At 55.3% G+C, this 22,183-nt stretch carries 23 protein-coding genes; 8 read left to right on the forward strand and 15 right to left on the reverse strand.

The features are described 5' to 3' along the window. Positions 1–219 precede the first annotated feature (219 nt). Positions 220–759, reverse strand: coding sequence for a DUF3251 domain-containing protein (locus PUP35_RS04680; RefSeq protein WP_111963494.1), 540 nt, complete (start codon positions 757–759; stop codon positions 220–222). Positions 760–911: 152 nt separating this feature from the next. On the opposite strand from PUP35_RS04680, the gene nrdR reads away from it, so the two are divergent. From nrdR to thiL, 5 genes are all read left to right on the forward strand, one after another. Then, positions 912–1,361, forward strand: coding sequence for a transcriptional regulator NrdR (gene nrdR / locus PUP35_RS04685; protein WP_008503337.1), 450 nt, complete (start codon positions 912–914; stop codon positions 1,359–1,361). A gap of 4 nt (positions 1,362–1,365) precedes the next feature. After that, positions 1,366–2,469, forward strand: a complete 1,104-nt coding sequence (gene ribD, locus PUP35_RS04690; RefSeq protein WP_115874340.1) for a bifunctional diaminohydroxyphosphoribosylaminopyrimidine deaminase/5-amino-6-(5-phosphoribosylamino)uracil reductase RibD — start codon at positions 1,366–1,368, stop codon at positions 2,467–2,469. Between the two features lie 87 nt (positions 2,470–2,556). After that, positions 2,557–3,027, forward strand: coding sequence for a 6,7-dimethyl-8-ribityllumazine synthase (gene ribH / locus PUP35_RS04695; protein WP_006176874.1), 471 nt, complete (start codon positions 2,557–2,559; stop codon positions 3,025–3,027). A 21-nt stretch (positions 3,028–3,048) separates the two neighbouring features. Further along, positions 3,049–3,468, forward strand: a complete 420-nt coding sequence (gene nusB / locus PUP35_RS04700; RefSeq protein WP_006809908.1) for a transcription antitermination factor NusB — start codon at positions 3,049–3,051, stop codon at positions 3,466–3,468. Between the two features lie 77 nt (positions 3,469–3,545). After that, entirely contained in the window at positions 3,546–4,517 is a 972-nt protein-coding gene (gene thiL / locus PUP35_RS04705) for a thiamine-phosphate kinase (RefSeq protein WP_274242224.1), read from the forward strand. A gap of 62 nt (positions 4,518–4,579) precedes the next feature. Here the strand turns inward: thiL and PUP35_RS04710 are convergent, their stop codons facing one another. The 4 genes from PUP35_RS04710 to xseB all read right to left on the reverse strand — a co-directional run bounded on the left by PUP35_RS04710 (position 4,580) and on the right by xseB (position 8,646). After that, positions 4,580–5,554 carry an aldo/keto reductase gene (locus tag PUP35_RS04710; RefSeq protein WP_111963423.1) on the reverse strand — a complete coding sequence of 325 codons (975 nt, stop codon included), beginning with the start codon at positions 5,552–5,554 and terminating at the stop codon, positions 4,580–4,582. A gap of 62 nt (positions 5,555–5,616) precedes the next feature. Next, entirely contained in the window at positions 5,617–7,479 is a 1,863-nt protein-coding gene (gene dxs, locus PUP35_RS04715) for a 1-deoxy-D-xylulose-5-phosphate synthase (protein WP_274242225.1), read from the reverse strand. Between the two features lie 24 nt (positions 7,480–7,503). Beyond that, the gene (gene ispA / locus PUP35_RS04720; protein WP_133293879.1) at positions 7,504–8,403 is read right to left on the reverse strand and encodes a (2E,6E)-farnesyl diphosphate synthase; all 900 of its coding nucleotides are present in this window, start codon (positions 8,401–8,403) and stop codon (positions 7,504–7,506) included. Beyond that, a complete protein-coding gene (gene xseB, locus PUP35_RS04725; protein WP_008503331.1) occupies positions 8,404–8,646 on the reverse strand; it encodes an exodeoxyribonuclease VII small subunit in 243 nt (80 codons plus the stop codon). A 191-nt stretch (positions 8,647–8,837) separates the two neighbouring features. On the opposite strand from xseB, the gene thiI reads away from it, so the two are divergent. After that, on the forward strand, positions 8,838–10,286 hold the full coding sequence (gene thiI, locus PUP35_RS04730) for a tRNA uracil 4-sulfurtransferase ThiI (RefSeq protein ID WP_111963420.1): 1,449 nt from the start codon (positions 8,838–8,840) through the stop codon (positions 10,284–10,286). Between the two features lie 94 nt (positions 10,287–10,380). Here thiI and yajL read toward each other — a convergent pair whose 3' ends face one another. After that, positions 10,381–10,974: a protein deglycase YajL gene (gene yajL, locus PUP35_RS04735; RefSeq protein ID WP_133293882.1), complete on the reverse strand. Its 594-nt coding sequence runs from the start codon at positions 10,972–10,974 to the stop codon at positions 10,381–10,383. Beyond that, positions 10,937–11,848 (reverse strand): 2-dehydropantoate 2-reductase, encoded by a 912-nt coding sequence (panE, locus tag PUP35_RS04740; protein WP_248172688.1) that lies wholly within the window; start codon positions 11,846–11,848, stop codon positions 10,937–10,939. Before panE ends, yajL begins: the two co-directional genes overlap by 38 nt. Positions 11,849–11,969: 121 nt before the next feature. On the opposite strand from panE, the gene PUP35_RS04745 reads away from it, so the two are divergent. Further along, a complete protein-coding gene (locus tag PUP35_RS04745) occupies positions 11,970–12,461 on the forward strand; it encodes a YajQ family cyclic di-GMP-binding protein (RefSeq protein WP_023334701.1) in 492 nt (163 codons plus the stop codon). 31 nt (positions 12,462–12,492) lie between these two features. Here PUP35_RS04745 and PUP35_RS04750 read toward each other — a convergent pair whose 3' ends face one another. From PUP35_RS04750 to PUP35_RS04785, 8 genes are all read right to left on the reverse strand, one after another. Then, positions 12,493–13,854: an MFS transporter gene (locus PUP35_RS04750; protein ID WP_115874347.1), complete on the reverse strand. Its 1,362-nt coding sequence runs from the start codon at positions 13,852–13,854 to the stop codon at positions 12,493–12,495. Positions 13,855–14,004: 150 nt separating this feature from the next. Beyond that, complete coding sequence (gene cyoE, locus PUP35_RS04755; protein ID WP_013095848.1) at positions 14,005–14,892, reverse strand: heme o synthase; 888 nt, start codon at positions 14,890–14,892, stop codon at positions 14,005–14,007. Positions 14,893–14,903: 11 nt separating this feature from the next. After that, positions 14,904–15,230 carry a cytochrome o ubiquinol oxidase subunit IV gene (locus tag PUP35_RS04760; protein ID WP_006176899.1) on the reverse strand — a complete coding sequence of 109 codons (327 nt, stop codon included), beginning with the start codon at positions 15,228–15,230 and terminating at the stop codon, positions 14,904–14,906. After that, positions 15,230–15,844 carry a cytochrome o ubiquinol oxidase subunit III gene (locus tag PUP35_RS04765; protein WP_008503324.1) on the reverse strand — a complete coding sequence of 205 codons (615 nt, stop codon included), beginning with the start codon at positions 15,842–15,844 and terminating at the stop codon, positions 15,230–15,232. The genes PUP35_RS04760 and PUP35_RS04765 overlap by 1 nt, the downstream gene beginning before the upstream one ends. Further along, positions 15,834–17,825, reverse strand: a complete 1,992-nt coding sequence (cyoB, locus tag PUP35_RS04770; RefSeq protein ID WP_014168864.1) for a cytochrome o ubiquinol oxidase subunit I — start codon at positions 17,823–17,825, stop codon at positions 15,834–15,836. The genes PUP35_RS04765 and cyoB overlap by 11 nt, the downstream gene beginning before the upstream one ends. Positions 17,826–17,841: 16 nt before the next feature. Further along, on the reverse strand, positions 17,842–18,789 hold the full coding sequence (cyoA, locus tag PUP35_RS04775) for a cytochrome o ubiquinol oxidase subunit II (RefSeq protein WP_274242226.1): 948 nt from the start codon (positions 18,787–18,789) through the stop codon (positions 17,842–17,844). Between the two features lie 477 nt (positions 18,790–19,266). After that, on the reverse strand, positions 19,267–20,742 hold the full coding sequence (gene ampG, locus PUP35_RS04780) for a muropeptide MFS transporter AmpG (protein WP_274242227.1): 1,476 nt from the start codon (positions 20,740–20,742) through the stop codon (positions 19,267–19,269). Between the two features lie 46 nt (positions 20,743–20,788). Next, positions 20,789–21,367, reverse strand: coding sequence for a lipoprotein (locus PUP35_RS04785; RefSeq protein WP_023310568.1), 579 nt, complete (start codon positions 21,365–21,367; stop codon positions 20,789–20,791). A 305-nt stretch (positions 21,368–21,672) separates the two neighbouring features. Here PUP35_RS04785 and bolA point away from each other — a divergent pair, with 305 nt between their 5' ends. Beyond that, positions 21,673–21,990 carry a transcriptional regulator BolA gene (gene bolA, locus PUP35_RS04790; protein ID WP_021241655.1) on the forward strand — a complete coding sequence of 106 codons (318 nt, stop codon included), beginning with the start codon at positions 21,673–21,675 and terminating at the stop codon, positions 21,988–21,990. Positions 21,991–22,183 lie beyond the last annotated feature (193 nt).

Raw genomic sequence — 22,183 nt, forward strand, 5'->3', positions numbered from 1 at the left:
GCGTTTCTAAATATTTCGTGTTTCTGCGGTGCCTATTATAGGAATCCCTGCTCACAAAAATATGTGTTGTTTCACATATTTCTCACACGCGTAATCGATTGCGTTCACGTTTGCGTACTTTAAACGGGCGGGATTGTAGCGGCAATCATTTATGTTGCCAATCCATACGAAATGTAAATGTTAGCGGAGTGACATTGCGCTCCGCTAAAAAGGAGGGGATTAGTGCGCGGCGGGTTGAATGTCGTGAATGCGGATAAAGCCTAACTGTTCCGGCGTAACGCCGCTTAACTGAAGCGGAATATCCACATCGCTTGGTGCTAAAACACTGGCCGGGGCGGTGAAGAGCTGATTCTTCACGTTCACCTCCTGGTAGTTCTCCGTTGTGCCCTGGATCTGCCCCCACTCGACGGTGCCGCTGAAGGCCGGAAGCGGATCGTTGGACTCGCCCTGAATGCGCAATGTTGCGCGAGTACCATCGGCGTTCGCCGCCACATTCACCAGAGACATTTTTAGCGTGCCGATCTGACTATTGAGACGCGCAGGCGTATTCGCGCCCGGCAGCAGATAAACTCCGCTGCTGGATTTGGCATTCAACGCGTTTTGTTGGGTGATTTTCACCGTTTCTTTGTTCAGCTTGTCCATCGCCGTATTGAGCGTATTGACGCTCTGTTTCAACTGACGGACTTCGGTTTGCTGTGCACAGGCGCTAAGGGTGAAGAGGCTCCCCACCAGCAAGATTTTCAGGTAACGTCTTGTCATTGCGTTTATTTCCTTGAAATAACGGATCGCCTTAATGTTAGCCAGCATCATCATGTGAGATATAGATCCTTTGTCTCAAAAAGCTCTTCCTTTGTTGTCAGGCCAGATCAGGGTAAAATGAAAATTAGTTAACCAGATAACAGGGATACCGTATGCATTGCCCATTCTGCTCCGCTGTGGATACCAAAGTCATCGACTCTCGTCTTGTGGGCGAAGGGTCATCCGTACGCCGTCGTCGGCAGTGTCTGGTGTGCAACGAGCGTTTCACGACCTTTGAGGTTGCAGAGCTGGTAATGCCGCGCGTGGTAAAAAGTAACGACGTGCGCGAGCCGTTTAACGAAGAGAAACTGCGCAGCGGGATGCTGAAGGCCCTCGAAAAACGTCCCGTCAGCGCGGACGACGTGGAGATGGCGTTAAACCACATAAAATCTTACCTTCGTGGTTTGGGTGAGCGTGAAGTGCCAAGCAAAATGATCGGCAACCTGGTGATGGAGCAGTTGAAAAAGCTCGATAAGGTCGCCTATATCCGCTTCGCCTCGGTCTACCGCAGCTTCGAAGACATCAAAGAGTTTGGCGAAGAGATCGCCCGCTTACAGGATTAAGCTCATGCAGGATGAGATTTACATGGCGCGAGCCATGAAGCTGGCGCAGCGCGGTCGTTTTACTACCCATCCCAACCCGAACGTCGGGTGCGTTATCGTCAACGATGGCGAGATTGTCGGAGAGGGGTTTCACTATCGGGCGGGCGAACCGCATGCCGAGGTTCATGCGTTGCGCATGGCCGGTGAGAAGGCGCGCGGTGCCACAGCCTACGTCACGCTGGAGCCCTGCAGCCATCACGGGCGTACGCCGCCGTGCTGTGAAGCGTTGATCGCGGCGGGTGTTTCACGCGTGGTCGCATCGATGCAGGACCCAAATCCGCAGGTGGCTGGACGCGGTCTGTATCGCCTGCAGCAGGAAGGCATTGACGTCAGCCATGGTCTGATGATGCAGGACGCGGAAGCGCTTAACAAAGGTTTCCTGAAGCGCATGCGCACGGGGTTCCCGTATATTCAGCTCAAGCTGGGCGCCTCGCTGGACGGCCGTACGGCAATGGCAAACGGTGAAAGCCAGTGGATCACTTCTCCACAGGCAAGGCGCGATGTGCAACGTCTGCGCGCGCAAAGCCATGCTATTCTCACCAGCAGTGAAACCGTTCTGGCTGACGATCCGGCCATGACCGTGCGCTGGGACGAGCTGAATGCCGATACCCAGGCTCTTTACCCGCAGGAGAACCTGCGTCAGCCGCTGCGTATTGTCATTGATAGCCAGAACCGCGTGACGCCGGAGCACCGCATCGTCCAGCAGCCTGGTGAGACTTGGATTGCCCGTACCAAAGAGGATGCTCGCGAATGGCCGGAAGGCGTACGCAGCATTACGGTGCCGGAGCATAATGGCCATCTGGATCTGGTGGTGCTGATGATGCTGCTCGGCAAGCAGCAGGTGAACAGCATCTGGGTGGAAGCGGGGCCAACGCTTGCCGGTGCGCTCTTACAGGCCGGGCTGGTGGATGAACTGCTTGTTTACGTTGCGCCTAAACTGTTAGGCCACGACGCGCGCGGCCTGTTTGTGCTGCCCGGCCTTGAAAAACTGGCCGACGCACCGCAACTCAAATTTAGCGAGATTCGTCCGGTAGGTCCGGATGTCTGCCTCCACTTAACGACAGCGTAATTGCTCCTTAAATAGGGAAGCAGTGCGCAAAGTATTATGATAAAATCCGCCCCCCTGCGGGGCCAAATGAACCCGTAAAGGAAGAGTATGAACATTATTGAAGCTGCTGTAGCTACCCCGGACGCTCGCGTCGCCATCACCATTGCGCGTTTCAACAACTTCATCAACGACAGCCTGCTGGAAGGTGCGATTGACGCCCTGAAACGTATCGGCCAGGTTAAAGATGACAACATTACCGTTGTTTGGGTTCCAGGCGCTTACGAACTGCCACTGGCGGCAGGCGCGCTGGCGAAAACCGGTAAATACGACGCGGTGATTGCGCTGGGTACCGTTATTCGTGGCGGCACTGCGCACTTCGAATACGTTGCGGGCGGTGCAAGCAACGGCCTGGCACACGTTGCGCAGGATGCTGAAATTCCTGTCGCATTCGGCGTGCTGACCACCGAAAGTATTGAACAAGCCATCGAACGTGCTGGCACCAAAGCCGGTAACAAAGGTGCAGAAGCTGCACTGACCGCGCTTGAAATGATTAATGTATTGAAAGCCATCAAGGCCTGATTTTTTTGTAAGGGGAATTCCGTGAAACCTGCTGCTCGTCGCCGCGCCCGTGAATGTGCCGTCCAGGCACTTTACTCCTGGCAGTTGTCCCAGAACGACATCGCTGATGTTGAATACCAGTTCCTGTCAGAACAGGACGTGAAAGACGTTGACGTTCTGTACTTCCGTGAACTGCTGTCGGGAGTGGCGACTAATAGCGCGTATCTCGATGGTCTGATGAAGCCTTATCTGTCCCGTCTGCTCGAAGAGCTGGGCCAGGTAGAAAAAGCAGTGTTGCGTATTGCGCTGTTTGAGCTGTCTAAACGTGATGATGTGCCGTACAAAGTGGCCATCAACGAAGCGATCGAACTGGCGAAAACCTTCGGCGCTGAAGACAGCCACAAGTTTGTAAACGGCGTACTTGATAAAGCAGCACCTGCGATCCGTCCCCACAAAAAGTGATCCGCAAACCGGAGTCCTGCATTGCCTGACGGGCGGTGCGGCTCCGGTTTTTTCTTTTATTTGCTGAGGCATAACGTATGGCATGCGGCGAATTCTCCCTGATTGCCCGTTATTTCGACCGTGTCAGAACCTCTCGTCTTGATGTTGAAACCGGCATCGGCGATGACTGTGCACTTCTCAATATTCCAGAAAAACAGACGCTGGCAATCAGCACCGACACTCTGGTGTGCGGCCGTCATTTCTTACCGGATATCGATCCTGCCGATCTGGCCTATAAGGCGCTGGCGGTTAACGTCAGCGATCTGGCGGCGATGGGTGCCGATCCCGCGTGGTTAACGCTGGCGCTGACGCTGCCTGAGGTGGACGAATCCTGGCTTGAAGCTTTCAGCGATGCGCTGTTTGAGCAGCTTAACTACTACGATATGCAGCTGATTGGCGGTGATACCACTGCCGGGCCGCTGTCGATGACGCTGGCGATCCACGGCTATGTGCCGCTCGGCCGCGCCCTGAAGCGCTCGGGTGCAAAACCCGGCGACTGGATCTACGTCACCGGTACGCCGGGTGACAGTGCGGCAGGGCTGGCGATTCTCCAGGATCGCTTAACCGTAAAGGATGCCGACGACGCGGCGTATCTGGTGAAACGCCATCTGCGCCCAACGCCGCGTATTCTGCACGGCCAGGCGCTGCGCGAGCGCGCGAGCTCTGCTATCGACCTCTCTGACGGGCTGATCTCAGACCTTGGCCATATTTTAAAGGCCAGCGGCGTTGGGGCGCGCGTTGATCTGGATCTGTTCCCGCTGTCAGAGGAACTGCTTCGTCATGTCGAACCTGAGCAGGCGCTGCGCTGGGCGCTGTCCGGTGGCGAAGATTACGAGCTGTGCTTTACCGTTCCGGAGCTGAACCGTGGAACGCTCGACGTGGCATTAGCGCATCTTGGTGCGAAATTCACCTGCATAGGTCAGATCATGCCGGAGAGTGAAGGGCTGAAGTTTGTGAAAGACGGTGCGCCGGTTACGCTGGACTGGAAAGGGTACGATCACTTCGCGTGAGTTTGTACGCTTTGTATTGCCGGGTGGCGGCTCCGCCTTACCCGGCCTACAAAAGATGGGGCTTATTTAAACCCCACCACCGGATGCGGCTGATACGGGGTCTCCAGCTCGGCAACCTGTTCGGGCGTCAGCGTGATATCCACCGCGTTTAACAGTTCGTCCAACTGCTCTTCCCGGGACGTGCCGATAATGGGAGCCGCGACGCCGCGCTTGCCCAGCAGCCACGCCAGCGCCACCTGGGCGCGGGTTGCGCCGGTATCGTCGGCAATCCCGGCCAGGCGTTCGGCAATCAGCGCATCGCTGGCCTCTGTTCCTTCATAGAGATTTTTTCCCACTTCATCCGAGACCAGACGGGCCGTAGTTTCGCCCCACGGACGGGTCAGGCGACCGCGCGCGAGCGGGCTCCACGGGATAACCGCCACGCCCTCCTGATGGCACAGCGGCAGCATCTCGCGCTCTTCTTCACGATAGATCAGATTGTAGTGATCCTGCATGGTGACAAAGCGCGCCCAGCCGTGTTGGGCCTGGAGATCCAGCGCCTGGGCAAACTGCGACGCGTGCATAGACGACGCGCCGATGTAGCGTGCTTTACCGGCTTTGACCACGTCGTTGAGCGCCTCAAGCGTCTCCTCGATCGGCGTGTTGTAATCCCAGCGGTGAATTTGCAGCAGGTCGACGTAATCCATGTTCAGGCGTCTGAGGCTGTCATCAATGGAGCGCAGGATCTGCGCGCGAGAAAGGCCCTGCGGCAGGTCGCCCACCGGGTAGTAGACCTTGGTGGCAACGACAACGTCATCCCGCCGGGCAAAATCGCGCAGGGCGCGGCCGACAATCTCCTCGCTGCTGCCGTCGGAGTAGCTGTTGGCGGTGTCAAAGAAGTTAATGCCGCCCTCGATGGCGCGTTTGATAATCGGACGGCTGCTCTCTTCCGGCAGCGTCCAGGCGTGGTTTCCCCGATCGGGCTCGCCAAAGGTCATGCAGCCCAGGCAAAGTCGGGATACCTTAAGGTCCGTTTTTCCTAATGTTGTGTATTGCACGGTTCCGCTCCTGCTGTTTAAACACCAGGTTTAAGCATAGCAGGAGCGGAAAAGGTGAGGGATCAGTCCAGCCAGGCGCGGATTTTAGCTTCGATACCGGCAGCGTCCAGGCCAATCGCCGCGCGGGCTTCGTCCTGGGTACCTTGCGGAATGAAATGATCCGGCAGGCCGAGGTTCAGCACTGGCACGGCTTTACGATTTGCCATCAGTACCTCGTTCACGCCGCTACCCGCACCGCCCATGATGGCGTTTTCTTCCAGCGTCACCAGCACGTCGTGGGCCTCAGCCATACTCAGGATCAGAGATTCGTCGAGCGGCTTCACAAAGCGCATATCCACCAGCGTGGCATTCAGCGTTTCAGCCACTTTCGCGGCCTCGGGCATCAACGTGCCGAAGTTCAGGATCGCCACTTTTTCACCGCGACGCTTAACCACTCCTTTACCAAGCGGCAGTTTTTCCAGCGGCTGAAGCTCAACGCCTACGGCATTGCCGCGCGGGTAGCGAACGGCGCTTGGGCCATCCTGATAGTGGTAGCCGGTAAACAGCATCTGACGACATTCGTTCTCGTCGCTTGGCGTCATGACAACCATATCCGGAATGCAGCGCAGGAACGACAGGTCATACGCGCCCTGGTGCGTCTGACCATCGGCACCGACGATGCCCGCACGATCGATAGCAAACAGCACCGGCAGCTTCTGAATCGCCACGTCGTGGATCACCTGATCGTAGGCGCGCTGCAGGAAGGTGGAATAGATAGCGACAACCGGCTTGTAGCCGCCGATCGCCAGGCCCGCTGCAAACGTCACCGCGTGCTGCTCGGCAATGGCCACGTCGAAATACTGGTCCGGATATTTTCTGGAGAATTCGACCATGCCGGAGCCTTCGCGCATGGCCGGGGTGATCGCCATCAGCTTGTTGTCTTTTGCGGCGGTTTCGCACAGCCAGTCGCCGAAGATTTTTGAATAGCTCGGCATGCCGCCGCTGCTTTTTGGCAGACAGCCGCTGGACGGGTCAAATTTAGGCACCGCATGGAAGGTGATCGGATCTTTTTCCGCCGGTTCGTAGCCACGCCCTTTTTTGGTCATGATGTGCAGGAACTGCGGGCCTTTCAGGTCGCGCATGTTCTTGAGCGTGGTCACCAGACCCAGCACGTCGTGACCGTCAACCGGCCCAATATAGTTAAAGCCCAGTTCTTCAAACAGGGTGCCTGGCACGACCATGCCTTTGATGTGCTCTTCGGTGCGCTTGAGCAGCTCTTTGATCGGCGGTACGCCGGAGAAGACCTTTTTACCGCCTTCACGCAGCGAGGAGTAAAGCTTGCCGGAGAGCAGCTGCGCCAGATGGTTGTTTAGCGCGCCGACGTTTTCGGAAATCGACATTTCGTTATCGTTGAGGATAACCAGCATGTCCGGCTTGATGTCGCCCGCGTGGTTCATGGCTTCGAAGGCCATACCGGCGGTGATGGCGCCGTCGCCAATCACGCAGACGGTGCGGCGCTGCTTGTTCTCTTTCTCGGCGGCAACGGCAATACCGATGCCCGCCGAAATGGAGGTAGAGGAGTGGCCGACGCTCAGCACGTCGTACTCGCTCTCACCGCGCCACGGGAACGGGTGCAAGCCGCCTTTCTGACGAATTGTGCCAATTTTATCGCGACGTCCGGTCAGAATTTTGTGCGGATAGGCCTGGTGACCCACGTCCCAGATGAGCTGATCGAACGGCGTGTTATAGACGTAGTGCAGCGCCACGGTCAGCTCTACCGTGCCAAGCCCGGAGGCGAAATGGCCGCTGGAGCGGCTTACGCTGTCGAGCAGGTAGCGACGCAGCTCGTCGCACAGCTTCGGCAGGCTCTCTTTCGGCAACAGACGTAACTCCTGGGTGGAGTCAACTAACGCCAGTGTCGGGTATTTGGCAATATCAAAACTCATCAAAGGCTCATCGAGATATATAGTTTATTTATCACGCTGGATTATATAGTCCGCTAGCGCTTCCAGTGCCGAGGTATCCAGCGATTGCGCAGCCAGTTCATTCAGCGACTGGCGGGCATCGTCAATCAGATCCCGGGCTTTACGTTGGGCTTGCTCAAGGCCCAGCAGGGCGGGGTAGGTACTTTTGCCAAGCTGCTGGTCCGCACCCTGACGTTTACCCAATGTTGCAGTATCGCCCACCACATCCAGAATGTCATCCTGAACCTGGAATGCCAGACCGATACTTTCTGCGTATCTGTCCAGAATCGGCAGGGCTTTGCGCCCTTGTTCACCCGCGCTCAGCGCGCCCAGGCGAACGGCGGAACGAATCAGTGCCCCGGTTTTATGGCGATGAATACGCTCCAGCTGTTCCAGATTAACCTGACGTCCTTCCGCTTCAAGATCCAGCGCCTGTCCGCCGCACATGCCGGCCACGCCGCTGGCCATTGCCAGCTCGGAGATCATCGCCAGACGGTCGCGGTCAGCCACTTCCGCCATTGGCGCGTCGCTCAGAATCGAGAACGCCAGCGTTTGCAGGGCATCACCCGCCAGGATGGCATTCGCCTCACCAAACTTGATATGGCAGGTGGGTTTACCCCGACGCAAATCGTCGTCGTCCATGGCCGGGAGATCGTCGTGGATCAGCGAGTAGGCGTGGATGCACTCAACGGCGGCTGCCGGAGCGTCCAGCGTGCTATCGCTGATGCCAAACATATTGCCGGTGGCATACACCAGGAACGGGCGCAGGCGCTTTCCACCCAAGAGTGCGCCATAGTGCATGGCTTCAACCAGTGGAGTGTTCTGAAAAGGCTGTGGCGCAATAAAACGGCGCAGGGCGTCGTTGGCGCGTACGACACGCGCCTGAAGCTCGTTGGCAAAATCCATTTACTCGGCGTCCGGTGTGAAAGGCGTGGTTTTCGCGTCTTCGCTGTCGGAAAGCAGGATCTGCACGCGCTGCTCGGCCTGCTGCAGCTTGACCTGCCCCTGGCGCGCCAGCTGCACGCCGCGCTCGAATTCGTTGAGCGCCTCTTCCAGCGGGAGATCGCCGCTCTCAAGACGGGTAACAATTTGCTCCAGTTCACTCAGCGCAGTTTCAAAACTGGCCGGTGCGTCGTTCTTCTTCGGCATAGTGAATTGACTCTTATATTCTTCGCCCCGACATGGTAACGGACTCGGGCGGATAAGCAAATAACGCGCAATGTGCACAGGAGCGGCGCGATGGTGGTATACTTGCGCGCCTGGATGCAGCCACGGGTGTGGGCTGCTGTACTCTTTTCCATTACAAGCCTTAACAGGCTTGCCTAAGAAACATTGCCGCCATGAAGTTTATCATTAAATTGTTCCCTGAAATCACCATCAAAAGCCAATCTGTGCGTTTGCGCTTTATTAAAATTCTCACCGGGAACATTCGTAACGTATTAAAGCACTACGACGAAACCCTCGCCGTGGTGCGCCACTGGGACCACGTTGAGGTCCGTGCGAAAGACGAAAACAAACGTCAGGATATTCGCGACGCGCTGACCCGTATTCCGGGGATCCACCATATCCTGGAAGTGGAAGATGTTCCGTTCAGCGATATGCATGACATCTTCGAGAAAGCGCTAGTCCAGTACCGTGACCAGATCGAAGGCAAAACCTTCTGCGTGCGCGTCAAGCGTCGCGGTAAGCACGAATTCAGCTCCATTGAAGTGGAACGTTATGTCGGCGGCGGTTTAAACCAGCACGTTGAAACGGCGCGCGTACGTCTGACCAACCCGGACGTGACGGTGAACCTGGAGATCGAAAACGATCGCCTGCTGCTGGTGAAAGGGCGCTATGAAGGTATCGGCGGCTTCCCTATCGGCACCCAGGAAGACGTATTATCCCTGATCTCTGGCGGCTTCGACTCCGGCGTCTCCAGCTATATGTTGATGCGTCGCGGCTGCCGTGTGCACTACTGCTTCTTCAACCTGGGCGGCGCGGCGCACGAAATCGGCGTTCGTCAGGTGGCGCATTACCTGTGGAACCGCTTCGGCAGCTCCCACCGCGTGCGTTTCGTGGCAATCAATTTCGAACCTGTGGTCGGCGAAATCCTCGAGAAAGTGGACGACGGTCAGATGGGCGTCATCCTTAAGCGCATGATGGTGCGTGCGGCGTCCAAAGTGGCTGAACGCTACGGCGTGCAGGCGCTGGTCACCGGCGAAGCGCTGGGCCAGGTCTCCAGCCAGACGCTGACCAACCTGCGTCTGATCGACAACGTATCTGATACGCTGATCCTGCGTCCGCTCATCTCCCATGACAAAGAGCACATCATCGATCTGGCGCGCGAAATCGGCACCGAAGATTTTGCCCGCACCATGCCGGAATACTGCGGCGTGATCTCTAAAAGCCCAACGGTGAAAGCGGTAAAGGCGAAGATCGAAGCGGAAGAAGAGAACTTCGATTTCAGCATTCTGGATAAAGTGGTGGAAGAAGCGTCCAACATTGATATCCGCGAGATTGCCCAGCAGACCGAGCAGGAAGTGGTTGAAGTGGAGACCGTGAGCGGTTTCGGCGCGAACGATGCGATTCTGGATATTCGCTCCATTGACGAGCAGGATGACAAGCCGCTACAGGTGGAAGGCGTCGAAGTGGTTTCTCTGCCGTTCTACAAGCTGAGCACCAAATTTGGCGATCTCGACCAGAGCAAAACGTATCTGCTGTGGTGTGAGCGCGGGGTCATGAGTCGCCTGCAGGCGCTGTATCTGCGCGAGCAGGGCTTTGCGAATGTGAAGGTGTATCGTCCGTAGTTTCTCGCCCGGTGGCGCTTCGCTTACCGGGCCCACGGTACCGTGCATTTGTAGGCTGGGTAAGGCGTAGCCGCCACCCGGCTTTTTTTATGCACTACTCTTCATAGTAATTATAAATCCCCGCAGGCATCACCAGCGATGATGCCACTTCGTAGGCCTTCTCGCGCCCGACCAGCAGGTCAATAATCTTTAAGCCAAAATCAATCGCAGTGCCAGGCCCCTGGCTGGTCAGCAGGTTTACGCGCGGGTCCCAGACGACGCGTTTGTCCACCCAATGTTCTTCCGGGATAGTATCCTTCAGCCCCGGGAAGCCGGTCATATTGCCGACGGGGAAGATATCGTGCGGAACCAGAACCGTTCCCGCGGCGGCGCAGATAGCCGCGACGATACGGCCTGACAGATGGAACTGACGCACGGTCTCGACCAGCAGCGGGCTGTCGCGAAAACATTCCGCGCCTTTTAGGCCGCCGGGCAGCACGATGATGTCGTAATCTCCGTCTGCCACCTGAACAAGCGGCGCGTCTGCCAGGATTTTCACCCCGCGTGAACAGGTGATTGCAAGATTGCCGTCGCTGGCGACGCTGGCGGTGGTGATCTTAATTCCGCCGCGCACCATCAAATCAATGGTGGTGACCGCTTCCATCTCTTCGCTACCAGGGGCGAGGCAGATCAGTGCTGACGCGCTCATATTCACTCTCCTTACGTTTAACCAGGTCATACAGACGGGCGTTTTCCGGCACGGAAATGCCGTGTGCGCGGGCGCGTTTTAGCAGATAGCCGGTAATGTAGTCGATCTCCGTGTGGCGTAATGCCCGAACATCCTGCAGCATTGAGGAGATGTTTTCTGCTGTACTCTCAATGACCTGCTCGACATAGCAGCGCAAATCGTCTGCCGAGGTATGCAGCCCTTCCCGCTCAACGACCGCCGCGACTTCCGCACACAAAATGGCAACGTCCTGCGGATGATTTTTCAGCTCCCCGTTCGGGCAGTTCCACAGCGCCGTCAGCGGATTGATCACGCAGTTTACCGCAAGCTTACGCCACAGCTGAGGGCGGATGTTGTTGTGCCATGCGACGTCCGGCAAGACCTTTTGCAGAACATCGGCAAGATAGCTGTAGTCGCCATCCTGTGGTCTGGCAGGACCCATGTGCGTCACGCCGCTGGCGACATGCACAATGATGTTGCCGTCGCGACGGGCAGCGTGCGTGGTTGTCGCCATCAGCAGGGGCTGCGGGACGCTTTTCAGCTCATCGAGGGTACCCATGCCATTATGCAGCAACAGTATGGGCGAAGTGGGGGGGAGCTGCGCGGCCAGTGTCTTTACCGCGTCTGAGACCTGCCAGGCCTTGAGCGTCACCAGTAAAAGGTCGCTTTGCGCCAGGAAATCAGGATCGTTGGCGGTGAGAGATTCGTTAAAGATGCTTCCGTCTTCACCAATCAGGTTTACACTGCAGTAGGGTTGGGGCACTCGCAGCCAGCCCTGAACCTCATGTCCGTGCTTGCACAGCGCGGTCAGCCACAGCTGACCAAGCGCTCCGCATCCGAGCACCGTAATTTTCATTGTTCCTCCTCACCTGCAACTGCGCCAGGTGTTACAGCTTAATTATACAGCTAAGCTTCTGTTGAGTTATGCCTCGTAGCGGGTATTATGCAACGCAACAAAAGTGAAGGGAGAAGAAAAGATGCCATCTTTCGATATTGTTTCCGAAGTTGATATCCAGGAAGTTCGCAACGGCGTAGAGAACGCAACCCGCGAAGTTGAGTCACGTTTCGATTTTCGTGGCGTTGAGGCGTCGTTTGAGCTGAACGACGCAAATAAGACCATTAAGGTGCTGAGCGAGTCTGATTTCCAGGTGAATCAGCTGCTCGACATTCTGCGCGCCAAGCTGTTAAAGCGCGGTATCGAAGGGACGTCTCTCGATGTGCCGGAAGAGTTCGTGCACAGCGGTAAGAACTGGTTTGTAGAAGCCAAGCTGAAGCAGGGTATTGAGAGCGCGGTGCAGAAGAAAATCGTTAAGCTCATCAAAGACAGCAAGCTGAAGGTGCAGGCGCAGATCCAGGGTGAAGAAATTCGCGTGACCGGTAAGTCCCGCGACGATCTCCAGTCCGTAATGGCGCTGGTGCGCGGCGGCGATTTGGGACAACCGTTCCAGTTTAAAAACTTCCGCGATTAATATAAAAAGCCCGGTTAAACCGGGCTTTTTATCACGCCTTGAGCGCCTGCTCGACTTCGAAGCGGTTAGTCATTTTACTGTCTATCTTGACGTAAGCGCTGCGCTCTTCCGGGACAATGAGCACGTCCGTCACGCCCTCTTTTTCTTCCAGACGCTGCTTAAGCGCATCGCTAATTTCCACATCATCCGGGATTTCTATCCGCAGGCTGCTCACGTAGCGCGGCTCTTTCATGGTGCTGGCGACCAGCAGCCAGACTGTCGCTAACAGCGCACCGGCGAGAAACACGGTTTGTGAATCAAACAGGCCGTCCACCCAGCCGCCGAGCGAGCCGCCGATCGCCACGCCGAGAAACTGGCTGGTGGAGTAAATACCCATTGCCGTACCTTTGTAACCGGCGGGCGACTCTTTGCTGATAAGCGACGGCAGCAGGGCTTCCATCAGGTTAAAGGCCAGGAAGAACAGCTGCACGCCGGCAATCAGCTCCCAGAAGTGCGGACCGGCACCCCAGAGCACGATTTCGGCAATCAGCAGGACCGCCACGCAGCCCACGAAGACGCGCTTCATTTTGCGCTTCACTTCGGCGTAGATGATGAACGGCACGACGGAGACAAACGAAATCAGCATCGTGACCAGATAGATTTTCCAGTGCTCAGCCGCCGGGAAACCCGCTGCCGCAAGCTGGCCGGGCAGGGCGACAAAGGTAGACATCAGCAGGATGTGCAGACACATAATGCCAAAGTTCAGCTTCAGAAGGCGCGGCTCGACAATCACTTTGCTGAAGCAGCCTTTTACCATCCCGGATTCACGGTTGAGGACGTGGTTTTTGCTGTCCGGCACGACCCACAGGGTTAACGCAATACCAATGGTTGCCAGCACGGCAATCATCCAGAACAGGGCGTGCAGACCCAACGTGTGCGTAATGATGGGGCCAAGCACCATCGCAATCGCAAACGTTACGCCAAAGCTCACGCCGATGAACGCCATTGCTTTGGTGCGGTTTTGCTCGCGGGTTAAGTCGGACAGCAGCGCCATCACCGCGGCGGCAATCGCGCCGGAGCCCTGCAGGGCGCGGCCAAGAATAATCCCCCAGATGGAGTGGGAGAGGGCGGCAATTACGCTTCCGAGCACAAAGACCAGCAGCCCGCCGACGATCAGCGGCTTTCTGCCCACCCGGTCAGAGAGCAGGCCAAAAGGGATCTGGAAAACCGCCTGCGCCAGGCCGTAGATGCCGATCGCGAGTCCAATCAGCGCCTCGCTGGCCCCCTGCAGCGCCATACCGTACGTGGTCAGAACAGGCAGGACCATAAACATGCCAAGCATCCGTAGCGAGAAGACAGTCCCTAAGCCCCAGGTCGCGCGTAACTCGCCTGGCGTCATTTTATAATCGTTCATTACCACCTCAGTTCAAAAGCAGGCCATAGTGTAGTGCGGGGAAGGGGCGGGGTAAATAAAGGGTTATTTAACAAATATTACATGCGTTATTAGTAGATTCAGCGAATAAAAAAGGGTGCCGAAGCACCCCCTTTATTGACCTGTTTTGGCTTACCAGACGTAAGTCAGCAGGTTATGTGAATCCGGCACCATGAAGTCTACGGACATCATCACGGACAGCGAGGTGATGGCCACAATCGAGAACACAAACAGTTTGCGCGCCCAGACTTTGTCATCTTCCACTTTGTAACCGCGCAGCGCCATACCGAGCCACCAGACGCTCACCGCAGCCGCTACCGCCAGATATTTATATCCAGCGTAACCACCCAGAGAGAGCATCAGCGTTGCCACGGCAAAGGCGATGATGTACAGCGTGATGTGGTTCTTGGCAACCGAAATGCCCTTCACGACCGGCAGAACCGGGATGTTCGCTGCCTGATAATCCTTAAAGCGGAAAATCGCGATGGCATAGGAGTGCGGCATCTGCCACAGGCTAAAGATAGCCAGCAGGATCAGCGCACCGCTGTCGAACTCGTTCGTGACCGCACAGTAGCCAATCACCGGCGGCGCAGCGCCGGAGAGAGAACCAATCAGCGTGCCGTAGACGGAGTGGCGTTTCATATACAGGCTGTAGACGCCCACATACACCACGAACCCCATCACCCCCAGCCAGCAGGCCAGTGGGTTAGCACCAAACCACAGCAGCATAAAGCCAGCAATACCCAGCAAGGTGGCGTACACCAGCGAGACGGAAGGGGCGATCAGGCCTTTCACCAGCACCCGATTTTTGGTCCTTTCCATCTTCTTGTCGATATCCATGTCGATGTAGTTGTTAAATACACAACCGGACGCAACAACCAGTGACACACCGACCAGCGTGTAGATAAAGAGGGTGTAATCAATGCTGCCCTTAGAGGCCAGCAGGAACCCTCCGATCACGGAGATCAGGTTGCCAAAGATGATGCCTGGTTTCGTTACTTGCAGGTATTGCTTAAACATACTCGCCGCTCTTAGTGAACCATCATGTTGTAGTTGAGGTTCCACATAATCCAGATGGAACCGACTACCAGGATAGCGATGATAATCACGGTAAAGATAAAGGCGGTCATATTCCAGCCTTCATCGGACTTGGTGTTCATGTGCAGGAAGCAAACCAGATGCACCAGAATCTGAATCACCGCGGTCACCAGGATTGCACCCAGAATAACCGGCTTAGACGCAGAACCGCTCATCACCATCCAGAACGGGATCACCGTCAGGATGATCGACAGGATGAAACCTGTCATGTAGGTTTTTACGCTGCCGTGGGAAGCGCCATGATCGTTAGAATGACTCATTACATCGCCCCCATCAGATAGACAACAGAGAACACACAGATCCACACCACGTCCAGGAAGTGCCAGAACAGGCTCAGGCACAGGATACGGGTACGGTTAGTACTGGTCAGGCCGCGACGGGAGATCTGGAACATCAGGACTGCCATCCAGATCAGGCCGGAGGTCACGTGCAGACCGTGAGTGCCGACCAGCGCGAAGAACGCGGACAGGAAGCCACTGCGATCCGGGCCGAAGCCTTCCATGATCAGGTGATGGAATTCATAGATTTCCATCCCGATAAATCCAGCACCAAACAACCAGGTCAACGCCAGCCAGGAAACAACCTGGCTCTTGTTGTTTTTGTACATGGCGATAGCCGCCATGCCGTAGGTGATGGAGCTGAATAACAGCAGTGCGGTTTCAACCAGAACGAACGGCAGTTCAAAGATGTCCTTGCCGGTCGGGCCGCCCGCTGTGCCGTTCACCAGAACGGCATAGGTTGCGAACAGACAGCAGAACAGAATGCAGTCGCTCATCAGGTAGATCCAGAAACCGAAGACTTTGGTCGGTCCTGTATCGTGGTGCGCATGCTCATGCGCGTGGGCAGTTGAGTGCGCCAGAGTATCAGTTGCCATTTTTCAGCCCCGCTTTAGAAATCTCGTCGAAATGCTGATTTTCCAGCTTCTCAACTTCACGGACTGGTACGTAGTAGTCCACGTCCTCGTCAAAGCTCTTCACAATCCAGCTGATTACGATGCCGGCGAAGCCAACAATCGCCATCCACCAGATGTGCCAGATCATTGCGAAACCAAATACCGTTGCGAAGGCGGCAATCACGATGCCCGCACCGCTGTTTTTCGGCATGTGGATCTCTTCGTAATGAGCAGGTTGCTTGTACGCTTCACCTTTCTCTTTCATTTCCCAGAATGCGTCACGTTCATGAACCTGCGGCACAATGGCGAAGTTATAGAAAGGAGGTGGAGAAGAGGTCGCCCACTCCAGCGTACGGCCACCCCATGGGTCACCGGTCAGGTCACGGTTCTGATCGCGGTCGCGAATAGACACGTAGAACTGAATCAGCTGAGACGCGATACCACAGGCAATCAGCACGGCACCGCCCGCTGCAACCATCAGCATTGGGTGGAACTGCGGATCGATCTGCTGGCTCAGGCGACGGGTCATACCCATGAAGCCCAGCACGTACAGCGGCATAAATGCTACGAAGAAGCCGATGATCCAGAACCAGAACGCGCGTTTACCCCATTTTTCGTTCAGCGTGAAGCCGAACGCTTTTGGCCACCAGTAGGTTACGCCAGCGAAGCAGCCGAAGACCACGCCACCGATGATAACGTTATGGAAGTGCGCAATCAGGAACAGGCTGTTGTGCAGAACGAAGTCAGCGCCCGGTACCGCCAGCAGTACGCCGGTCATCCCACCTACGGAGAAGGTTACGATGAAGCCGATGGTCCACAGCATCGCTGAGTGGAACACGATACGGCCCTGGTACATGGTGAACAGCCAGTTGAAGATCTTCACCCCGGTAGGGATGGCGATAATCATGGTGGTGATACCGAAGAAGGCGTTTACGTTCGCGCCCGCACCCATGGTGAAGAAGTGGTGCAGCCAAACGATGAACGACAGAACGGTAATACACACGGTTGCCCACACCAGAGAGGTGTAACCAAACAGACGTTTACGCGAGAAGGTTGCCGCGATTTCGGAGAACACACCGAACACAGGCAGAACCAGAATGTACACTTCCGGGTGACCCCAGGCCCAAATCAGGTTGATGTACATCATCATGTTGCCACCCATATCATTCGTGAAGAAATGGGTGCCCAGATAGCGATCCAGGGTCAGCAGCGCGATGGTGACGGTCAGAATTGGGAAGGAGGCAATAATCAGGATGTTGGCGCACAGAGATGCCCAGGTAAATACCGGCATCTTGAACATGGTCATGCCAGGGGCACGCATCTTGATAATGGTCACGAAGAAGTTGATACCGGTCAGGGTTGTACCAACACCGGAGAGCTGAAGCGCCCAAATCCAGTAGTCGACGCCAACGCCAGGACTGTACTCAATTCCTGACAGCGGTGGGTAAGCCAGCCAACCGGTCTGCGCGAATTCGCCCACACCCAGTGACAGGTTAACCAGGATAACGCCGACAACCGTGAACCAGAAGCTCAGGTTGTTCAGGAACGGGAACGCCACGTCGCGCGCGCCGATTTGCAGCGGAACGACAACGTTCATCAGACCGATAACCAGCGGCATCGCCACGAAGAAGATCATGATAACGCCGTGGGCGGTAAAGATCTGATCGTAGTGGTGCGGCGGCAGGAAGCCGGCTTCACCCGCAGAAGCGAGTGCCTGCTGGCTACGCATCATGATCGCATCCGCAAAGCCACGAATTAACATGACGATACCGACGATGCAGTACATGATACCGAGTTTTTTGTGGTCAACCGAAGTCAGCCACTCGTTCCACAGGTAGCTCCACTTACCGAAGTAAGTGATCAGGGCCAGTAAGGCCGCGCCACCAATGATAATTGCAGCCACCGTAACCACGATAATCGGTTCATGGTAGGGCACTGCATCCAGTGTCAATTTTCCGAACATTTTCTTCCTCGGCCCCTTAGTGAGCGGTTTCCGCGTGGCTCATGTCCATGCCTTCCATACCTTCGTGCACGCTGTGCTCGCCTTCTGGCTGGGTCATGTCCATGCTCTTGCCGTGATCCATAAATTTGCCAATAACATCTTTGAACAAATCAGGTTTCACATTAGAGAAGTACTCCACCTTGTTGTATTCGCTTGGTGCAGCCACTTTTTCGAACGCCGCCATGTCAGACATGGTGTTTGGAGACTGCTTCGCTTTTTCAACCCACTGGTCGAAAGCGGCACGGTCTGGCGTCGCAATAGCTTTGAACTTCATACCTGAGAAGCCCGGGCCGCTATAGCTGGCGGAGATACCATCATAGGTGCCTGCTTCATTCGCGATCAGATGCAGGTTGGTCTGCATACCGGCCATCGCGTAAATCTGGCTACCCAGACGTGGGATGAAGAAGGAGTTCATTACGGAGTTGGAGGTCACTTTGAACTGAACCGGAGTGTTCGCCGGGAAGGCGATTTCATTCACGGTAGCAATACCCTGCTCTGGATAGATGAAGAACCATTTCCAGTCCATGGAGACCACTTCAATGGTAATAGGTTTCTCATCGTGAACCAGCGGTTTGCTTGGCTCAAGTGCGTGAGTGGTTTTCCAGGTCAGCACGGCAAGGAACAGGATGATCAGAATAGGTACCGTCCAGACCACAGCTTCCACTTTATTGGAGTGTGACCAGTTAGGGCTATACTTCGCATCTTTATTGCTCGCACGATACTTCCAGGCGAAACCAACAGCCATCAAAATGGCAGGAATAACCACAATCAACATCAGGCCAAAAGCCGTCAATATCAGTGAACGTTGTTCCAGTCCAATCTGTCCTTTGGGGTCTAGTAGTGCAGAATCACAGCCACTGAGTAATACAGTGCCCGCGAATAATGACAACCATCCCAAACTTTTATTGTATTTCCCGAGTCTCATTTAACGACCTCAATTCCACGGAGTCTGGTGGCGTTTAAAGTGTGCGGGCATTTTACGGGAAGGTTACATTACTGTAAACATCATTAGGCCTGTGTCAGGAAGGTGTTACCGGGTTCTGCCGCACGTGTCACAAGTGTTGCAAATTATGTCGGTTTTTATGACCGAAGCCGCACGGCATGGGCTTTATAACGAAAGGACCCCCAAGCATACCCTAAAAGGGGCAATTGGTATAACCATTGTTGAAAATAAACAAAAAATTAACAATTAATTATCAATAAAAAGACATATAAAAAACGAAAAATCAAACTCTCGTATGCTGAATCGTTTAATGAAAAATAGCGTTTTGGAATAGGAGCCAATAATTTCCAAATCCTATCCCGCACAAAACAACAAATATTTTTTTTGCGCCTGGCGGCTATTTCGTCGTTATAATTTCGGTTAGTGATTACAACGGGAAATAACCTTTCGCATTTTTCTTCAGGTCATCTGCGTTTTACGCAACGCCATGAAATCAAGCAGACCTCCGATCAGGATCCCGGCGATAGCCAGCAGGGCGCCTGCGTCCAGCAGAAGGGCTTCGAAAGGGAGTGCCAGAGAGGTGCTGGCATTGATAATAAGCACCACGAGCCAGAGCGCCAGAGCAATGCAGCCCGCCATTAACAGACGTAACGCAAAACGGTAGGCGCGGTGATATTCGGTGCGCGGCATAAAGTGTTCTGTTCGCTGGGTATATTCCAGCGTCTGACGGCAGACCAGCAGCAATAAAATTCCCGGCACGGCAGCTACGACCGAGAAGAGATAAAATGTTGGCCAGCCGTGGGCTTCCACGAACCAGCCGGCAATCGGGCCAACGTACACCCGGCCAACGGCTGAGAGCGCCGAGAGCAGAGCGAACTGAGTGGCTGAAAACGACTTATTGCACAGGGTCATCAGCAGGGCGACAAACGCCGCAGTGCCCATGCCGCCGCAGAGGTTTTCGAAGAATACCGCTGTGGCCATGCTGATCGTATGTTTGTCGGTAATCGACAGCAACCAGTAGCCTGCGTTAGAGGCACCCTGAAGGATGCCGAAAATTAGCAGCGCGCGAAACAGCGTCAGACGCTGCATCAGCACACCGCCATAAAGCGCGCCGACGATGGTCGCAAACAGCCCAAGCGTTTTATTCACCACGCCTACTTCACCGGCGTCAAAACCGACGCCGCGGATCAGGAAGGTGGTGGTCAGGCTCATGGCGAAAGCATCGCCCAGCTTATAAAGGACGATAAGCAACAGGATCAGCCAGGCGTTGTTGCGGCCAAAAAAGTCACGCAGCGGTTCGGCGACGGCCTGCTCCAGCGAGCGGGGTACCGGAATAACGTTACTCGGTTCCGGCGCGAACAGCGTCGCGATAATGCAGGGGACAAGCAGGGCGGCCATCAGCCAGTACATACCCTGCCAGCCGAGGTACCTGTCGGCGAGCCACAGCGCCAGCCCGCCGGAAACCAGCATCCCGAGGCGATAGCCCAGCACGCTGATTGCTGCACCAGCACCGCGCTCTTCCGCAGGTAACACGTCCGTCTTCCAGGCGTCGAACACGATATCCTGAGAGGCGGAACAGAAAGCAATCACTACCGCAAGTGCGGCCATCCAGCGAAGCTGGGTGGTGGGTTCAAGAAGGCCCATACCCGCAATAGCCAGCAGCAGCAGAATCTGCGTCATCACTAACCAGCCGCGCCGACGCCCGAGGAAAGGCGGCGTGTAGCGATCCATGACCGGAGACCACAGGAACTTAAAGACATAGGCCTGGCCGACAAGCGAGAAGAACCCAATGGTTTTAAGATCGATGTTATCAACCGTCATCCACGCCTGAAGCGTGCCGGAAGTGAGCGCGAGGGGTAAACCCGAGGCAAAGCCGAGGATCAGCAGAATCGCTGATTTCGGTTGCTGGAAAATGCGTAAGTAATGGCTGGACATGTTCTTATAAAACTGACCCGGTGATACACCGGGTCAGCGAGCGGGATTAACGCGCGTTCTGCTTGATGAAGTCGTGAATGCTGGTGTCCTGCGCCATATCGGCGATGGTATCGGTCAGCACGCTGTTAACGGCGTTAGCAATGTTCTGGTTGGAGGCCTGGAACGCACCTTCAACAGAATAGCTGGCGCGGTAGTTTTTGGTCATCTTGTTGCCATTCTTCGCGGTGGCAATGATGGCGATATCCGCTTTGGTCGCGATGTTGTAGCGCACGTTGCCCTGAGACACGTCAGCGTACAGGTTGTTCACGATGATCTGCAGATCGACCGCGCCGCTTGGGCCAATCATATACCCGCGAGCGGTCATCTGTTTCTCCAGCACTTCCTGCAACAGGAAGCGCAGGTCGCGGGACGCGGTGAGGGTAACCTGCTGGTTATCGCGGGTCACTTTAGCCAGCGCTTGATCCTGACGCTGATCGGCGCCGTTAATGCTCACGGTGACGCCCATCAGGCTTGGGTCCTGCTGAGGCAGGGTGATTTTTGGTGAGACATCAATAGTGGTTGGCGGGGTAGCGCAGCCTGCCAGCATAAAAAGGGCTACCAACGGAAAGAAGAGTTTTTTTAACATTTTCGGGTTCTCAACGAATCGTAAGCATATAAAGAGAAAAATTGTCGCCATCATAACATCGCCAACGGCAAGGGGAAGTGGTCAACGCATGTAAATTCATCGCCTTGTCCGAAAACTGACCAGTTCACCGTTTTTCTCAAACCGTGTATGACAAAACGTATGAGTCTCACAGTGAACTTCATTCGTTTGAATGAGAAAATCAGACGAAAGCTAAATATTTGTTGTCAAGGTGTAATGGAAACGGTAAAAGCGGCTAACATTTAAAGGGATGGGTGACATCCTGGCGTTGTCGGAGGAGTAATTTCATGATGATACGTGAGCATATAGAAGATAAATTAAGGGCAGCGTTCAACCCTGTGTTCCTCGAAGTCGTCGACGAAAGCTATCGTCATAACGTGCCGGCAGGTTCTGAAAGCCACTTTAAAGTGGTTCTGGTTAGCGATCGCTTCACGGGAGAACGTTTCCTGAATCGACACCGCTTGATCTACAGCACCTTGACGGAAGAACTCTCCACGACCGTGCATGCGCTGGCGCTGCATACCTACACCATTAAGGAATGGGAAGGTCTGCAGGATACGGTTTTCGCATCGCCACCTTGTCGCGGTGCAGGCACTATCGCCTGATAAATCGGATTTGCAACGGCTGGAGCTTTTCCAGTATGTTGCTTAGAGATTTCCTCAAAACGGCCTCCGGGCCGTTTTGTTTTGTCTACGTTTTGAGCGGATGGTGCGATTTTAAGGCTAAAAATAGCCTTAAAGTGTGAAAAAAGCCGCAGCAACATGCCCCAACCGTTCTCGACTCACCTAAGTGATGCCG

This window comes from Enterobacter sp. S-33 (genome assembly GCF_028735835.1).
GTDB lineage: Bacteria > Pseudomonadota > Gammaproteobacteria > Enterobacterales > Enterobacteriaceae > Enterobacter > Enterobacter vonholyi.

Coding starts and splice junctions, on each gene's coding strand:
- ribD (WP_115874340.1), top strand. CDS start 1,366: ATGCAGGATGAGATTTACATGGCGCGAGCCATGAAGCTGGCGCAGCGC.
- PUP35_RS04785 (WP_023310568.1), bottom strand. CDS start 21,367: ATGTTAAAAAAACTCTTCTTTCCGTTGGTAGCCCTTTTTATGCTGGCA.
- ispA (WP_133293879.1), bottom strand. CDS start 8,403: ATGGATTTTGCCAACGAGCTTCAGGCGCGTGTCGTACGCGCCAACGAC.
- bolA (WP_021241655.1), top strand. CDS start 21,673: ATGATGATACGTGAGCATATAGAAGATAAATTAAGGGCAGCGTTCAAC.
- thiL (WP_274242224.1), top strand. CDS start 3,546: ATGGCATGCGGCGAATTCTCCCTGATTGCCCGTTATTTCGACCGTGTC.
- PUP35_RS04760 (WP_006176899.1), bottom strand. CDS start 15,230: ATGAGTCATTCTAACGATCATGGCGCTTCCCACGGCAGCGTAAAAACC.
- thiI (WP_111963420.1), top strand. CDS start 8,838: ATGAAGTTTATCATTAAATTGTTCCCTGAAATCACCATCAAAAGCCAA.
- cyoA (WP_274242226.1), bottom strand. CDS start 18,789: ATGAGACTCGGGAAATACAATAAAAGTTTGGGATGGTTGTCATTATTC.
- dxs (WP_274242225.1), bottom strand. CDS start 7,479: ATGAGTTTTGATATTGCCAAATACCCGACACTGGCGTTAGTTGACTCC.
- xseB (WP_008503331.1), bottom strand. CDS start 8,646: ATGCCGAAGAAGAACGACGCACCGGCCAGTTTTGAAACTGCGCTGAGT.
- cyoE (WP_013095848.1), bottom strand. CDS start 14,892: ATGTTTAAGCAATACCTGCAAGTAACGAAACCAGGCATCATCTTTGGC.
- panE (WP_248172688.1), bottom strand. CDS start 11,848: ATGAAAATTACGGTGCTCGGATGCGGAGCGCTTGGTCAGCTGTGGCTG.
- cyoB (WP_014168864.1), bottom strand. CDS start 17,825: ATGTTCGGAAAATTGACACTGGATGCAGTGCCCTACCATGAACCGATT.
- PUP35_RS04750 (WP_115874347.1), bottom strand. CDS start 13,854: ATGAACGATTATAAAATGACGCCAGGCGAGTTACGCGCGACCTGGGGC.
- PUP35_RS04765 (WP_008503324.1), bottom strand. CDS start 15,844: ATGGCAACTGATACTCTGGCGCACTCAACTGCCCACGCGCATGAGCAT.
- PUP35_RS04680 (WP_111963494.1), bottom strand. CDS start 759: ATGACAAGACGTTACCTGAAAATCTTGCTGGTGGGGAGCCTCTTCACC.
- ribH (WP_006176874.1), top strand. CDS start 2,557: ATGAACATTATTGAAGCTGCTGTAGCTACCCCGGACGCTCGCGTCGCC.
- ampG (WP_274242227.1), bottom strand. CDS start 20,742: ATGTCCAGCCATTACTTACGCATTTTCCAGCAACCGAAATCAGCGATT.
- PUP35_RS04745 (WP_023334701.1), top strand. CDS start 11,970: ATGCCATCTTTCGATATTGTTTCCGAAGTTGATATCCAGGAAGTTCGC.
- yajL (WP_133293882.1), bottom strand. CDS start 10,974: ATGAGCGCGTCAGCACTGATCTGCCTCGCCCCTGGTAGCGAAGAGATG.
- nrdR (WP_008503337.1), top strand. CDS start 912: ATGCATTGCCCATTCTGCTCCGCTGTGGATACCAAAGTCATCGACTCT.